Genomic DNA, 15285 nt, shown 5'->3' on the forward strand with positions numbered 1-15285 from the left:
CTCCTCTGATCTGCGACGGTTACCGATACCCAGCGTACCTGATACGCTGAGTATCGTGAACAACCTCCACGCAGAAGTCCCGACGCCGGCTGCCGGCGCAATTGCCGACGGCCGTTCGGCCCGCTGGCAGACCCACCGGGAGGAACGACGCCGGGAGCTCATCAAGTCCGCACGCCGCGCGGTCCACGCGCTGGGCAGCGATGCCTCCATGGAGGAGATTGCAGCGGCCGCCGGCACCTCAAAGTCGGTCTTCTACCGCTATTTCGGCGATAAGGCAGGACTTCAGCACGCCGTCGGGGAAGTGGTCCTGAGCCAGATGCAGCGCAAGATCCGCGAAGCGGCGCAGGGTGCCCAGACTCCTCGGGAAGGGCTGCTGGCCATGATTTCTGCCTATCTCCAGATGGCGGAAACCAGCCCCAATGTCTACAGTTTCGTCACCCGCTATGCGCCGGTGGATGCGGACAGCCACCAGGGATCGGCGGCCATTTCGGGAGCCCTTGGCCACTTCTTCGATTCCATCGCAGAGATGATCGCCGTGCCAATGCGGACCCACCTCGGAGAAGGCAAAGAAGCGGTGATCGGCTACTGGCCCACGGCGGCCATCGGCCTGGTCCGAAATGCCGGTGAGCAATGGCTCAGCACGCCGGCTTCGGCGGCGAAGCCGGACCAGGAAGCCATGGCCCGCCAGATCACGGCCTGGTTATGCGTGGGGATCGCCCCCGAGCTTAGCCCCGCCAGCGCGGCATGATTCCGCCCCAAGAACCTCACACCCTCCTGTCAGAACCAACGAAGGACATTGACATGACCGAAGTAGTGGACCGCCCCACCGGCCCGGACGCCGCCGTAACGAATACAGCCGTGGCTAATGCCGCCGTAGCGAACACAGCCGCTGCGGGCCCAGCGGTCACCAGCCCCAGCGCCAACTACGGCTCGGCTGTGCAGCCCGCCGTCGACGTTGCCGCCCTCGGCGAGCAACTCCTGGGCAAATGGGCGGACTCCCGTCGCCAATCCCGCGCGCTGGCCAGTGACGCTGCACTGCACAAAATTGAAGGACTGACGCACACCGAACACCGGACGCGAACCTTCGGCCAGTTGAAGTACCTCGTGGACAACAGCGCCGTGCACCGGGCCTTCCCGTCGGCACTGGGTGGTTCCGATGACCACGGCGGCAACATCGCGGCGTTCGAGGAACTGGTCACCGCCGACCCGTCCCTGCAGATCAAGGCTGGTGTCCAGTGGGGCCTCTTCGGCTCGGCCGTGATGCACCTGGGCACGCAGCAGCACCACACCAACTGGCTGCCAGGCATCATGAGCCTGGAGATCCCCGGCTGCTTCGCAATGACGGAGACCGGCCACGGTTCGGATGTGGCCAGCATCGCCACCACCGCGACGTACGACGCCGAAACCCAGGAATTTGTGGTCCACACACCGTTCCGGGCTGCGTGGAAGGACTACATCGGCAACGCTGCCATTGACGGACTCGGCGCCGTTGTCTTCGCCCAGCTCGTGACCCAGGGCGTTAACCATGGCGTGCATGCCTTCTACGTTGACCTCCGGGACCCCCAGACCAAGGAGTTCATGCCCGGTATCGGTGGGGAGGACGACGGAGTCAAGGGCGGCCTCAACGGGATCGACAACGGCCGGCTGCATTTCGACAACGTCCGAATCCCCCGCACGAACCTGCTGAACCGCTACGGCGATGTGGCCCCGGACGGGACCTACACGTCGTCCATCGCCAGCCCCGGCCGCCGCTTTTTCACCATGCTGGGAACCCTCGTCCAGGGCCGCGTGTCATTGGACGGCGCGGCCGTGGCGGCGTCGAAGATTGCCCTGACGGCAGCCATCCGCTACGCCACCGAACGGCGCCAGTTTAACGCGTCGTCCCACACGGACGAGGAAGTGCTCCTGGACTACCAGCGCCACCAGCGGCGCCTGTTTACCCGGCTGGCCACGACGTATGCAGCGGGCTTCGCGCACGAGCAGCTCCTGCAGAAATTCGACGACGTCTTTTCCGGCGCCCACGATACTGACGAGGACCGCCAGGACCTGGAGACCCTCGCCGCGGCCCTGAAGCCGCTGAGCACCTGGCATGCCCTTGACACCCTGCAGGAATGCCGCGAGGCGTGCGGCGGCGCTGGCTTCCTGATCGAAAACCGCTTCGCTTCCCTGCGCGCTGACCTGGATGTCTACGTCACGTTCGAGGGCGACAATACGGTCCTGCTCCAGCTGGTGGCCAAGCGCCTCCTGGCCGACTACGCCAAGGAGTTCAGGAACGTCGATTTCGGGGTCCTGGCCCGCTACGTGGTGGCCCAGGCAACGGGCGTGGCGATCCATCGCACCGGCCTGCGGCAGGTGGCACAGTTCGTCGCCGATACCGGATCGGTCCAGAAGGCGGCCATTGCGCTCCGGGACGAGGAAGGCCAGCGCGCCCTCCTGACGGACCGGGTCCAGACCATGGTGGCCGACGTCGGGGCGGCCCTGAAGGGCGCCAACAAGCTGCCCGTCGAAAAGGGGGCGGCCCTCTTCAACCAGCACCAGAACGAGCTGATCGATGCTGCGCAGGCCCACGCGGAGCTTCTGCAATGGGAGGCGTTCACGGCGGCCCTGGAAGACGTCACGGACCCCGGCACCAAGCGGGTCCTGACCTGGCTGCGCGACCTGTTCGGCCTTTCACTGATCGAAAAGAACCTGTCCTGGTACCTGATGAACGGCCGGCTCTCCATGCAGCGGGCACGCACCGTGGGCGATTACATCAACCGCCTCCTGGTCAAGATCAGGCCCCACGCCCTGGACCTCGTAGACGCCTTCGGGTACGGGGATGACCACGTGCGCGCAGCGATCGCCACGGGCGCCGAGAGAACCCGCCAGGACGAGGCCCGCGCGTACGTCAGGGCACAGCGGGCCAGCGGCAACGCACCCGTCGATGAAAAGGTGCTGCTGGCGCGCACGGCTACCTCCCGATAAAGCAACGCGAGGTCATTTCAAGCCCCTCCGACGCCCCGGAATGGGCACTTTGTGACCCCGCGTTGGATTCAGGCGTTATGTACGAACGACGGCGCCGGTCCCCTCGGTGGGGGGCGGCGCCGTCGTGCGCTGTTTGGTCACCAGTGCTGCTGTTCCTGCCGTCCGTCAGGCAAGCACGGAGCGGTAGACCTCGAGGGTGGTCTCGGTGATGGAGTCCCAGGAGAAGTGCTCCTCCGCACGGCGGCGGCCGGCCTGGCCCATGGCACGTGCCCGTTCGGGATCAGACACCACCTCGGTCAGAGCGGCGGCAAATTCCGTCACGAACTTCTCCGGATCAAGCGGCGTGCCGGTACCGTCGGTGACCTGCTCCAGGTCCACCAACAGACCCGTCTCGCCATGCTGGACCACCTCGGGAATGCCGCCCGTAGCGCTGGCCACCACGGCAGCACCGCAGGCCATCGCCTCGAGGTTGACGATGCCCAGCGGTTCATAGATGGACGGGCAGGCGAACGCTGTGGCGTGGCTTAGGACCTGGATGAGTTCGTTCCGGGGCAGCATCCGTTCGATCAGGACGACGCCGGTCCGCTGGCTCTGCAGCTCCTCGATCAGGCGTGCAGTTTCTGCGGCGAGCTCGGGGGTATCCGCCGCCCCAAGGCACAGCACGAGCTGCACATCGGCCGGAAGCTTCGCGGCGGCACGCAGGAGGTAAGGCACGCCCTTCTGGCGCGTGTTGCGGCCGACAAACACCACGCTCGGCTTATCCGGATCAATGCCCAGGGCGCGGACGGCGTCCTGGTTTTCGTCGCGCTGCCACAGTTCGACGTCGATGCCGTTGTGGACCACCCTGACTTTGGCAGGGTCAACGTCAGGGTAGCTGCGCAGGATGTCCTGGCGCATGCCTTCCGAAACGGCGATAATCGCTGCCGCCGCCTCGTAGGCAGTTTTCTCGACCCAGGAGGACAACGCGTAACCGCCGCCAAGCTGCTCGGCCTTCCACGGCCTCAGGGGCTCCAGGCTGTGGGCACTCAATACGTGCGGGATGCCGTGGAGCAGGGACGCGAGGTGGCCGGCCATGTTCGCATACCAGGTGTGCGAATGGACCAGATCGGCACCTGCCACGTCCGGCACGATCCGCAGGTCCACCCCGAGCGTCTGGACGGCGGCGTTGGCCGAGCCCAGGTCTTCGGGAACGGAATAGGAGGTCACCCCGGCACCGTGGTAATCGGCGTCGCGGGGTGCCCCGAAGGCACGAACCTGCAGGTCAACGTGCTTACTAAGCACCCTGCTCAATTCGGCCACGTGGACTCCGGCGCCTCCGTAGATCTCGGGCGGGAACTCTTTAGTCACAATGTCTATTCGCACGTTACCCAAGGTAGTCGTTCCGCACTATCTGTTCTAGTGTGAAGGAGTCCGGGCATGCCGGACTGTTTGGGGTTACGAAGGCGTACAGGAGCTACTACCATGCCGTTGAATAAAAGAGTCCTGGCCATTGTCCTCGCGGGCGGCGAGGGAAACAGGCTAATGCCACTGACGGCAGACCGGGCGAAACCTGCAGTGCCTTTTGCCGGCAGTTACAGGCTGATCGACTTTGCGCTGTCCAACCTGGTGAATTCACGCTACCTGCAGATCGTGGTCCTGACCCAGTACAAGTCCCACAGCCTTGACCGCCACATTTCCGAGACCTGGCGGATGTCCACGCAGCTGGGCAATTATGTGGCGTCCGTGCCGGCGCAGCAGCGCGTCGGCAAGAGCTGGTTCCTCGGCAGCGCCAACGCCATCTACCAGTCACTGAACCTGATCCATGACGCCAATCCCGATATCGTCGTCGTTGTTGGTGCGGACCACGTGTACCGCATGGACTTCGCCCAGATGGTGGAGCAGCATGTGCAGAGCGGTGCCAAGGCCACGGTAGCCGCCGTGCGCCAGCCGTTGAGCATGGCCAACCAGTTCGGTGTGATCGAGGTGGACCAGGAGGACCCGCAGAAGATCGCTGCATTTGTGGAAAAGCCCGCCACAACTCCTGGCCTGGCCGCTGATCCCACCCAGTTCCTGGCTTCCATGGGCAACTACGTTTTCGACGCCGACGCGCTGGTGGATGCCCTTCACGTGGACGCCGAACGGCTCGACACCAAGCACGACATGGGCGGGGACATCATCCCCTACTTCGTCAGCCAGGGTGAGGCCGGAGTCTACGACTTCACCCTCAACGACATCCCCGGCTCCACGGAACGCGACCGGACCTACTGGCGCGACGTCGGCACCATCGATTCGTTCTACGACGCCCACATTGACCTCATCTCGCCGTTGCCTGTGTTCAACCTCTACAACTCTGAATGGCCCATCTACACACGCCAGAGCATCTCCCCGCCCGCCAAGTTCGTCCGCGGGCAAAACGACACCGTGGGCACCGCCCTGGACTCCATCGTGTCCAGCGGCGTGGTCATCTCCGGCGGCGTCGTGGAGGGCTCCGTCCTGTCCAACGACGTCTTTGTGGGGAACGGCAGCAGGGTCATCGACTCGGTCCTGATGGACAAGGTGAACATCGGCGAAGGTGCCGTGGTCAACCGGGCCATCCTGGACAAAAACGTGAAGGTTCCGGCCGGCGCCGCGATCGGCCTGGACCATGACCTGGACCGCGCCCGCGGTTTCAAGGTGACCGACTCCGGCATCACCGTGCTAGCCAAAGGCCAGCAGGTGCCCGAGCCCGGGGACGCGGAACGTGCGCTCGCCGCTAAGAACCTCCACCAGGTACCGGATGCCGTCAAGGCGGCCACAGCCAACTACCCCGAACTCCGCGAATCAGTCGAACAGGCCGCTGCGGTCCACGCGGAAACAGTAGCCCAGGCCGCCCCGGGCGGCCGCCGCGCCTAAACGAAGGACAGCCAGGCCTGGCCGGACTGCGAACCCCGCGGCACGGTCAGGCTGGATCTTCGCCAGGCTGTAAAATCGGTACAATGAGCTCCCCCGATCTGACGCCTGAGGAAATCCAGGCCTGCCTCAAGGTTTTGAACACCATCCACGTCTACGACGAGGAACACCCCGACTATGTCTCGGTGCGCCGTGCCACCGGGAAGATGTTCAAGGCCGTGAAGCGTCACCGCCGCGTCACCAAGCGGGACCTGATCTCCGAAGCCGACCGGGCCGTCATCGCCCAGACGGCAACGGCAGCACCGGACCGGATCGATGACGAGACCCGCGGCAACAAGCTGGAGACCTCGGCGACGGGCAAGGTGGCCGGGCACCTGATCCGTTCCCGCCCCTGCTATATCTGCAAGAAGCACTACACGCAGGTGGACGCTTTTTATCATCAGCTCTGCCCGGAATGCGCCGCCTTCAGCCACAGCAAGCGGGATGCCCGCACCGACCTGACAGGCCGGCGTGCGCTGCTCACCGGTGGGCGGGCCAAAATCGGCATGTACATCGCGCTGCGCCTGCTCCGGGATGGCGCGCACACCACCATCACCACCAGGTTCCCCAAAGATGCCGCACGCCGTTTTGCGGCAATGGAAGACAGCAGCGAGTGGCTGCACCGGCTCCGGATCGTGGGCATCGACCTGCGCGACCCGTCACAGGTGATGGCCCTGACGGATTCGCTCAACGCAGCGGGCCCCCTGGACATCATCATCAACAACGCCGCCCAAACGGTGCGCCGATCCGGCAACGCCTACAAGCCCCTGGTGGACGCCGAGGACGAGCCGTTGCCCGCCGCGCTGGAGCCCGCCAACGGCGGACCGGAGCTGGTGACCTTCGGCCACGCCCACGACAAACACCCCCTCGCCCTGGCGAGCAGTGTCACGGATCACCCGGTGTTGGCCGGCGACGCCATCACTTCGCTGGCGCTCTCCACCGGCTCGGCCTCGCTGGAGCGGATCGCCTCCGGAACAGCGATCGACGCCGGCGGGCTCGTCCCGGACCTGGCTGACATCAACAGCTGGACCCAGGTGGTGGACGAGGTTGACCCCCTGGAAATGCTGGAAGTCCAGCTCTGCAACGTCACGGCCCCGTTCCTGCTGGTTAGCAGGCTCCGGGACGCCATGAAGCGCTCCACGGCGCACCGGAAGTACATCGTCAACGTCTCCGCCATGGAAGGCCAGTTCTCCCGCGCCTACAAGGGCCCCGGGCATCCGCACACCAACATGGCCAAGGCGGCCCTGAACATGATGACGCGGACCAGCGCCCAGGAAATGCTGGACGCTGACGGGATCCTGATGACGGCGGTGGACACCGGCTGGATCACCGACGAACGCCCGCACTTCACCAAGGTCCGGCTGATGGAAGAGGGCTTCCACGCGCCCCTGGACCTGGTTGACGGCGCCGCCCGCGTTTACGATCCGATCGTGATGGGCGAAAACGGCGAGGACCAGTACGGGGTCTTCCTCAAGGACTACAAGCCCAGCCCCTGGTAGGACGGACGCTGTCCTCTCCGGGGCGTTGGGCGTAGGCTCGGCGGCATGAGCAGCGAGCCAATGTCCGGTGAACCAATGTCCAGTGACCCAGCGTCCAACGAGTCAACCTCCCGAGAGTCCAACTCCGGCGAGTCAACGTCCCAGGTGCAGAACCTGGAACACCACGAATGCTGGGCCCTGTTGCGGACGGTTTCGGTAGGCAGGCTGGCAGTCCTGGTGGACGGCCAGCCGGATATCTTCCCTATCAACTACACGGTGGACGGCGGAACATTAGTGTTCCGCACCGGCGCTGGAACCAAGCTGGCCGCCGCCTCGGGAGGTGCCGCTGTGGCGATGGAGGCCGACGGCGTGGATGCCGTCAGTGGCCTGGCCTGGAGCGTGGTGGTCAAGGGACCGGCAAAGGCCATCACAGGAACCGAAGGCATCCTGGACTCCGCAGCCCTGTACCTCTTCCCATGGCAGGCCGGGAAGAAAGACACATTTGTCCGGGTGAGCCCGGGAACAGTGACCGGGCGTCGGTTCAAAGTCACCGCACCCATGACCTGGTGGACCCAGCTCAGCGGAGCGGCCAAGGCAGCCCCGGAGTAGTCCCGGGCTGGACCCTGGGCAGGACGAGGAAACGCCCCCCCACTGCCTAAGCGAGGCGGGTGATTTCCACGCTCACGCTGAGCGCGGATCCGCCACCGCCGGACAGGATGCCCTTCAGCGGCGGAACATCCCGGTAGTCCCGTCCCCTGGCCACGGTGACGTGGTAATCCCCTGCCGGCTTGTGGTTCGTCGGATCCCAGCTGCGCCATTCGCCGTCCCAGAACTCCAGCCAGGCATGTGACTGGCCGGCGACTGTCTCGCCGATGCCCGCCGTCGACCGCGGGTGCAGGTAACCGGACACGTAGCGCGCGGGAATGCCGCAGCTGCGCAGCGCGCCGATGGCAAGGTGCGCGAGGTCCTGGCAGACGCCCTGCCGCTGCCCCCACGCTTCCTCGGCGTTGGTGGTGACGGCGGTGGAACCGGACATGTACGTCATCTCGCCGCGCATCCATTCGAAGATGGCCATGGCGGCCTCGTGCGGGTTCTTGCCCTCCACGACGCCTGGAATGATGCCCAGCACCTCGGCACCGGGACCGCTCAGTTGGGACTGCGGCAGCCAGTCGCTGAACGTGTTCAGCGACTCCGCAGACGCCAGGACGTCCCAGCCGGCGATGTCTGCGTCGGCGGGAATTTTTTCCGCCCGGTGCACTTCGACAGTGATGTTGGAAACGACCTCAAGGTGGTCGTGCGGCATCTGCATGTCGAAGGCGGTGACCCGAGTGCCCCAGTAGTCCCGGTAGTTGCTCACGGCCGCCTGCGTCGGCGAGACCTTGAGCACGGATTCAAGGACCACCTGCTGGGGGTCGGTCAGCGGTGTCATGCGGGCTTCGTTGTAGGAGAGCGTGACGCGCTTGTTGTACTTGTAGGCCGTGGTGTGGATGATGCTCAGCCGGGTCATGAAACTTCTCCCACCCAGGCCAGTTCGTCTGCCTGATTAAAGTATTTACGGGAAATGGCGTCCGAGGCCTGCGAGACGGCCTTCTGCACGCGTTCCATGTGTTCGGGCAGTTCGGACATCAGATCGTCCGTCCGGTGGAACTCGAGGAACGTACGGGCCTGGCCCACGATCCGGCGGGCGTCGTTGATGAAGCCCACGCGCTGCGCCGAAGGGTCCAGCTTGGCGAGGCACTCATCAGCGTCGCGCAGGGCGTAGACGATGGACCGCGGGAACAGTCGGTCAAGCAGGAGGAACTCGGCGGCGTGCTGGTCCCCGAACGCGGCCCGGCGCGTCCGGAGGAACGACTCATAGGCCCCCGCGCACCGCAGCATGTTGACCCAGGACATACCCGCAGAAAGGACATCCCGGGTGGAAAGCATCCGCGCCGTCATGTCCGCGCGCTCCAGGGACCGGCCCAATACCAGGAACAGCCAGCTTTCGTCATGGCTCACCGTGGTGTCGGCCAGGCCGCTGACCATGGCCGTCCGTTCCAGCGTCCAGTTGCAGAAGCGGTACGTCCCCACCACGTCCTTGCGGTGCTGGCTTAGCCCGTAGTAAGTGGTGTTGAGGCTTTCCCAGAGGCCCGAGGACACGGTCTCGCGGGCACGGCGGGCATTCTCGCGCGCGGCTCCCAGCGACCCGGCGATGGAGGTTGCGCTGGTTTTGTCGTACGCCAGGGCATGGAGGAGTTCGGGCAGGCCGAAGTCTTCGCTCTGCGGCCGGGCGCCCATCACTGCGAGCAGTTCCTGGGCCACCCTGCGGCGTTCGTCCATGGGGAGGTGGTTCAGGCGTTCCAGGTGCACGTCCAGGATGCGGGCGGTGCCGTCGGCCCGCTCCACGTAGCGTCCGATCCAAAATAGGGACTCAGCAATGCGGCTAAGCATTCGCGGTGACCTCCTGCGCGTCCGAAATCTGTGGGGATGACCCCGTGAACAATTGTGCCGGTTCGATGGCCCGGCTCACTGCTGCTGCTCCGACTGGCGGTCGCGCCAGTTGCTTTCCACTGGCCAGACGGAGACCCGCTCGCGGATGGAAATGGTGGGCCGCGGAACAGTTTCCACCGGCACCTGGGGTGAGTCTGCCAGCACCCAGGTGTCCTTGGAGCCGCCGCCCTGGCTGGAGTTCACAATGAGGGAGCCTTCCTTGAGCGCCACCCTGGTGAGTCCGCCGGGAAGCACCCAGACGTCGTCGCCGTCGTTGACGGCAAACGGGCGCAGGTCCACGTGCCGGGGGCCGAATTTGTCCCCGCCAAGGGTGGGCACGGTGGAAAGCTGCAGGACCGGCTGGGCGATCCAGCCGCGCGGGTCAGCGATGACCCGCTTGCGCAGGGCCTCGAGTTCGTCGTTGGAGGCGTCCGGCCCGATGACCAGGCCTTTGCCGCCGGAGCCGTCCACGGGCTTCACCACGAGCTCAGCGAGGTTGTCCAGGACATACTCCCGGGATTCCTTCTCCTCCAGCCGGAACGTGTCCACGTTCGCGATGACGGGCTCCTCGTTGAGGTAATAGCGGATGAGGTCCGGAACGTAGCTGTAGACAAGTTTGTCGTCGGCCACGCCGTTGCCCACGGCGTTGGCGATGGTCACGCCGCCGGCCCTGGCGGCGTTGACCAGTCCCGGGCAGCCGAGCATGGAATCCGAGCGGAACTGCAGGGGGTCCAGGAACTCGTCGTCGATGCGTTTGTAGATCACGTCCACGCGCTGCTCACCGGCCGTGGTGCGCATGTAGACGCGGTTGCCGCGGCAGATGAGGTCGCGGCCTTCGACAAGCTCCACGCCCATCAGGCCGGCCAGCAGGGTGTGTTCAAAGTAGGCGCTGTTAAAGACGCCGGGGGTCAGCACCACTACCGTGGGATCGTCGACGCCGGCGGGCGCGGTTTTGCGCAGGGCGGACAGCAGCCGGCGGGGGTACTCTTCGACCGGCCGGATGAGCTGTTGGCCGAATGCTTCGGGCAGGCCCTTGGCCATGGCCCGCCGGTTTTCCAGCACGTAGCTGACGCCGGACGGGACGCGCACATTGTCTTCCAGGACGCGGAAGGTGCCCGCTGCGTCGCGCACCACATCGATGCCGGAGATGTGCACACGGACTCCGCCGGCCGGCTCGAAGCCGTGAACCTGGCGGTGGAAGTGGGCGCTGGTGGTGACGAGCTGGCGCGGGATGACGCCGTCGGCCACCACGTTCATTTTGTCGTAGACGTCGTTGAGGAAGGCTTCCAGGGCCCGGACGCGCTGCGCCACGCCTTTTTCCAGCACGGTCCACTCGTCGGCGGGGATAACGCGGGGGACGATGTCGAGCGGAAACGGCCGCTCCTCCCCTGCGAAGTCAAAGGTGACACCGCGGTCCAGGAAGGTCCGTGCCATGGAGTCAGCCCGGGCACTGACGTCGGCGAGGGAGAGCTTGCTAAGGGCATCGGCCACCTGGCCGTACGACTCGCGTGCTTCCTGGCCGGGAGTGAACATCTCGTCGTAGGCGCCCGTGCGCCCGGCGGCCTCGGAGTAATCCTGGAATAGGTCTGACATGTCCTTTAGCCAACCATCTTTTTGTTTCGAAATCATTACCGCCATCCATTGTGGCGTGTTGCCGCCGGGCATCTGCGGTTCGTTGAATCCGTGTCTTATCCGGCAAGGTTAGTGAGTGCCAGAGACAAGTAATCCCGGGAGCTCCGGAGCCGGCGGGAACAGGGGCCGCCGCAGCGGACTGCGGGCCCGCCTTCGCGGTGGGGCGATACGTTCCGGCAGGCTCCTGCCGGGCCTCCTGACAGCCGCCCCCGCCCTGGCCGTTGCCTTCGCCGTACATGCCGTGGTGCCGGCATTGCCGGCCATGACCAGTGCCGTTGCGCTGGGCCTGCTCGCCGCAAACCTGCCCGGGACGGCCGTCTGGATCGCTGGCAGGGCGCGCCCGGGCCTGGACTTCGCGGGCAAGCACCTGATGCGGGGCGGCATTGTCCTGCTGGGCCTCAAAGTGAGCATCATGGACATTCTGGGCCTGGGCTGGCTGGCCATGGTCCTCATCGCCGGCGTGGTGCTCCTGAGTTTCGGCGGCACGTACCTGCTGGTGCGGCTGTTCCGGCTGCCGCGTGAGACCGCGCTGCTGGTGGCAACCGGCTTTTCGATCTGCGGGGCGTCCGCCATTGGTGCCATGGCGGCCGTGCGACGGATCCGGCATGCGGATACTGTCCTGCCGGTGGCGCTGGTGACACTGTGCGGCACGCTGGCGATCGGCATCCTGCCGCTGCTGATGCATCCCCTGCAGTTGAGCCCCCTCGCTTTCGGCGCCTGGACGGGTGCCTCGGTCCACGACGTCGGCCAGGTGGTGGCCACGGCGCAGACCGCCGGCACCGCAGCACTGGGCATCGCCGTCGTCGTTAAGCTCACCCGAGTGCTGCTCCTGGCACCGGTGGTGGCCGTGGCGGGCGTGCACCACCGCATGAGCACGTCAGGACAACATGCGCTGCCGCCGCTGGTGCCCCTTTTCGTGGTGGGGTTTGTGGCAATGGTGGCGCTTCGGTCCACGGACTGGCTCTCGGACGGCTGGCTCGACGCCGGTGCGGGGCTGCAGGACATTCTCCTGGGAGCGGCGCTCTTCGGGCTCGGGTCGGCCGTGCGGATCCGCACGCTCCTGCACACCGGAGCGCGGGCGCTGCTCGCGGCTCTGGCGGCCTGGCTGCTGATCGCGCTGCTGGGCCTGGCAGCGGCCCTGCTGATGACGGCCTAGGCCGGCAGCCGGATGGTGACCGGCACGCCCGGGTCCCGTGATTAGATAGCTGAGTGTCACATGAGAATCTGCAGCGCGATGAAGCCGCTCAACGGTCAGCCCTGATCAGCACCCACAGTTACGACGTCTCCCTGGATGTGCGGCAGGCAGCGGACCCGGACGTGGCGGGCTACATCAGCCGCAGCGTCATCCACTTCTCGGCCGCCGTGCCGGGGCAGGGGCAGGTGGCGTTCACCTTCCTGGATTTCATCGCCGGTGAGGTCCACAGTGTGTTCCTCAACGGCAAAGCGCTGCCCGTGGCCGACGTTGTGGACGGTTCCCGGATCCGCCTGGAGAACCTGCAGGCAGAAAACCAGGTCACCGTCACCGGCACGGCCCTGTACAGCCGGTCCGGCGAGGGCATGCACCGCTTTGTGGATCCCGCCGACGGCCAGTGCTACCTCTACACGCAGTACGAACCCGCCGACGCCCGGCGCGTGTTCGCGAACTTTGAACAGCCCGACCTCAAGGCCGAGTACACATTCCACGTGATGGCACCGTCCGGCTGGGAGGTGGCCTCAAACGGTGTGGAAGCGGCCCGGACGCAGCTGACCAGCGATCCGGCCACCAGCCGCTGGGACTTCGCCACGACACTCCCCATGTCCACCTACATCACCACAGTCCTGGCCGGGCCCTACTTCAAAGCCGAGGACCACTGGAGCGCCACGCTCGACGACGGCACACCGCTGGAGGTGCCCCTGGCGCTGTACTGCCGTGCATCCATGGCGGAATCGTTCGATGCCGCGGAGCTCTTCCGCCTGACCAAGAACGGGCTGGAGTTCTTCAACCGGCTTTTCGATTTTCCCTACCCGTGGGGGAAATACGATCAGGCCTTTGTGCCCGAATACAACCTGGGCGCGATGGAGAACCCGGGGCTGGTCACGTTCACCGAAGGCTACGTGTTCACGTCCCGCGCCACCGACGCGCAGTACCAGGCCCGGGCGAACACGCTGATGCACGAGATGGCGCACATGTGGTTCGGCGACCTGGTCACGATGCAGTGGTGGGACGACCTGTGGCTGAAGGAGTCCTTTGCGGACTACATGGGTACCCTCGGCGTGGACCGTGCCACGGACTGGGAGACAGCCTGGGTGAACTTCGCCAACAAGCGCAAGGCGTGGGCCTACGTCCAGGACCAGCTGCCCACCACCCACCCGATCGTGGCCGACATCCCTGACCTTGAGGCCGCCAAACAGAATTTTGACGGCATCACCTACGCCAAGGGTGCGTCCGTACTGAAGCAGTTGGTGGCGTACGTCGGATTCGATGCTTTCATCGCCGGCTCACGGCAGTACTTCCGCGATCACGCCTACGGAAACACCACACTGGCGGACCTGCTGAAGGCCCTCAGCGCTGCTTCCGGCCGCGACCTTGCCGGCTGGGCGGCCGCCTGGCTGCAGACCTCCGGCATCTCCACACTGTCGCTGGAGACGGACACGCACGACGGCGTCCTCGGCGCCGTAACGATCGTCCAGGCTGCAGTGGACCCCGTTACCGGGCGGGAGGAACTGCGGCCGCACCGGCTGCGCGTGGGCTCGTACAACTTCGACGCCGACGGCGCCCTGGTCCGCACCGGGAGCATCGAAACGGACGTTGCCGGCGCGCGGACAGAGGTCCCGGAGTTGGCTGGGCAGCCGCGGCCCGCCCTCCTGCTCGTCAACGATGATGACCTGACCTACGCAAAAGTCCGGCTGGACCCGGTGTCCGAGGAAACAGTTTTGGCATCCCTGGACCGCCTCGCCGATCCGATGGCCCGCGCCCTCTGCTGGACCGCGCTGTGGAACTCCGCCCGCGACGGGGAAAGCCCGGCCTCCCGCTACGTGGAGGCCGTGACGTCGTTCGGTCCGTCCGAAACGGGAGTCGGCGTGCTGCTGAACATCCTCGAGAACGCCGCCACCGCCGTCGAACGCTACACCCCCTTGGCCCAACGCGACGCGGTGCGCGGCGCCTTCCTGGCGGCGGCCGACGCCCAGCTGGGTAAGGCAGCGCCGGGCTCGGACCACCAGCTGGCCTGGGCGCGGACGCTCGCCGCCGTCAGCCGTCATGACGCTGCCCTCCTCCCCCGGCTCAGGGGCCTTCTGGACGGCACTGCGGTGGTGGACGGCCTGGCCGTGGACGCCGAGCTGCGCTGGAGCCTCTGGCATGCCCTGGCGGCCAACGGGCAGGCCACCCCCGAAGAGCTGGACGCAGAACTCGAACGCGACACCACCGCCTCGGGCCGGGCGGGCCACGCCACAGCCCTCGCCGCACGTCCGGAGCGTGATGTGAAGGCCGCCGCCTGGCACTCTGGCGTGGAGGGGACGAAGCTGTCCAACCAGCTTCTTAGCGCCACCATCGTTGGATTTACGACCGCTCCCGCTGCCCTCATGGAACCCTATGTGGAGCCGTACTTCGAGTGCCTCCGCGGTGTCTGGGACAACCGGAGCATTGAAATCGCAAGCCGGATAGTCCGGGGGCTCTATCCCCTGGCGCAGGATCTGCCGGCGGGGACCTTGCCTGCGGAGCACGCCGTGGTGCTCCGGACGAATGCCTGGCTGACGGCCAACTCTGACGCGCCGCGGGCGCTGCGCCGGATCATTGTGGAGCAGCGGAGCCACCTTCTGAGGGCGCTCACCGCACAGGCTCTGTAAATCACCGGAA

The 15285-nt window shown here is 66.0% G+C and carries 11 protein-coding genes; 7 read left to right on the forward strand and 4 right to left on the reverse strand.

Annotated elements, in window-relative coordinates:
* Positions 1-55: 55 nt before the first annotated feature.
* Complete coding sequence (locus tag MUN23_RS19890; RefSeq protein ID WP_371875944.1) at positions 56-748, forward strand: TetR/AcrR family transcriptional regulator; 693 nt, start codon at positions 56-58, stop codon at positions 746-748.
* A gap of 53 nt (positions 749-801) precedes the next feature.
* Entirely contained in the window at positions 802-2964 is a 2163-nt protein-coding gene (locus MUN23_RS19895; RefSeq protein ID WP_248760598.1) for an acyl-CoA dehydrogenase, read from the forward strand.
* A 165-nt stretch (positions 2965-3129) separates the two neighbouring features.
* Here MUN23_RS19895 and glgA read toward each other — a convergent pair whose 3' ends face one another.
* Positions 3130-4326: a glycogen synthase gene (glgA, locus tag MUN23_RS19900; RefSeq protein ID WP_248760599.1), complete on the reverse strand. Its 1197-nt coding sequence runs from the start codon at positions 4324-4326 to the stop codon at positions 3130-3132.
* A 99-nt stretch (positions 4327-4425) separates the two neighbouring features.
* Between glgA and glgC the strand changes: the two genes are divergently transcribed.
* The 3 genes from glgC (at position 4426) to MUN23_RS19915 (ending at position 7958) form a co-directional block, all read left to right on the forward strand.
* A complete protein-coding gene (gene glgC, locus MUN23_RS19905) occupies positions 4426-5835 on the forward strand; it encodes a glucose-1-phosphate adenylyltransferase (RefSeq protein WP_248760600.1) in 1410 nt (469 codons plus the stop codon).
* 83 nt (positions 5836-5918) lie between these two features.
* Positions 5919-7370, forward strand: a complete 1452-nt coding sequence (locus MUN23_RS19910; RefSeq protein ID WP_248760601.1) for an SDR family oxidoreductase — start codon at positions 5919-5921, stop codon at positions 7368-7370.
* 144 nt (positions 7371-7514) lie between these two features.
* The gene (locus MUN23_RS19915) at positions 7515-7958 is read left to right on the forward strand and encodes a pyridoxamine 5'-phosphate oxidase family protein (RefSeq protein WP_248764154.1); all 444 of its coding nucleotides are present in this window, start codon (positions 7515-7517) and stop codon (positions 7956-7958) included.
* 46 nt (positions 7959-8004) lie between these two features.
* On the opposite strand, the gene MUN23_RS19920 is transcribed toward MUN23_RS19915, so the two are convergent.
* The 3 genes from MUN23_RS19920 to MUN23_RS19930 form a co-directional block, all read right to left on the reverse strand.
* The gene (locus MUN23_RS19920) at positions 8005-8856 is read right to left on the reverse strand and encodes a transglutaminase family protein (protein WP_248760611.1); all 852 of its coding nucleotides are present in this window, start codon (positions 8854-8856) and stop codon (positions 8005-8007) included.
* Positions 8853-9779, reverse strand: coding sequence for an alpha-E domain-containing protein (locus MUN23_RS19925; RefSeq protein WP_056339904.1), 927 nt, complete (start codon positions 9777-9779; stop codon positions 8853-8855). The genes MUN23_RS19920 and MUN23_RS19925 overlap by 4 nt, the downstream gene beginning before the upstream one ends.
* Before the next feature lie 75 nt (positions 9780-9854).
* Positions 9855-11411 (reverse strand): circularly permuted type 2 ATP-grasp protein, encoded by a 1557-nt coding sequence (locus MUN23_RS19930; RefSeq protein ID WP_248760613.1) that lies wholly within the window; start codon positions 11409-11411, stop codon positions 9855-9857.
* Between the two features lie 115 nt (positions 11412-11526).
* Between MUN23_RS19930 and MUN23_RS19935 the strand changes: the two genes are divergently transcribed.
* A complete protein-coding gene (locus tag MUN23_RS19935; protein ID WP_248760614.1) occupies positions 11527-12606 on the forward strand; it encodes a putative sulfate exporter family transporter in 1080 nt (359 codons plus the stop codon).
* A gap of 53 nt (positions 12607-12659) precedes the next feature.
* Entirely contained in the window at positions 12660-15275 is a 2616-nt protein-coding gene (gene pepN, locus MUN23_RS19940) for an aminopeptidase N (RefSeq protein WP_248760616.1), read from the forward strand.
* Positions 15276-15285 lie beyond the last annotated feature (10 nt).

This window comes from Pseudarthrobacter sp. SSS035, assembly GCF_023273875.1.
Taxonomy (GTDB): Bacteria; Actinomycetota; Actinomycetes; order Actinomycetales; family Micrococcaceae; genus Arthrobacter.

What these genes read in the sequence shown, in the direction of transcription:
- MUN23_RS19930 (WP_248760613.1), bottom strand. Translation starts at nt 11,411, where the DNA reads ATGTCAGACCTATTCCAGGATTACTCCGAGGCCGCCGGGCGCACGGGC.
- MUN23_RS19920 (WP_248760611.1), bottom strand. Translation starts at nt 8,856, where the DNA reads ATGACCCGGCTGAGCATCATCCACACCACGGCCTACAAGTACAACAAG.
- MUN23_RS19910 (WP_248760601.1), top strand. Translation starts at nt 5,919, where the DNA reads ATGAGCTCCCCCGATCTGACGCCTGAGGAAATCCAGGCCTGCCTCAAG.
- MUN23_RS19895 (WP_248760598.1), top strand. Translation starts at nt 802, where the DNA reads ATGACCGAAGTAGTGGACCGCCCCACCGGCCCGGACGCCGCCGTAACG.
- glgC (WP_248760600.1), top strand. Translation starts at nt 4,426, where the DNA reads ATGCCGTTGAATAAAAGAGTCCTGGCCATTGTCCTCGCGGGCGGCGAG.
- MUN23_RS19925 (WP_056339904.1), bottom strand. Translation starts at nt 9,779, where the DNA reads ATGCTTAGCCGCATTGCTGAGTCCCTATTTTGGATCGGACGCTACGTG.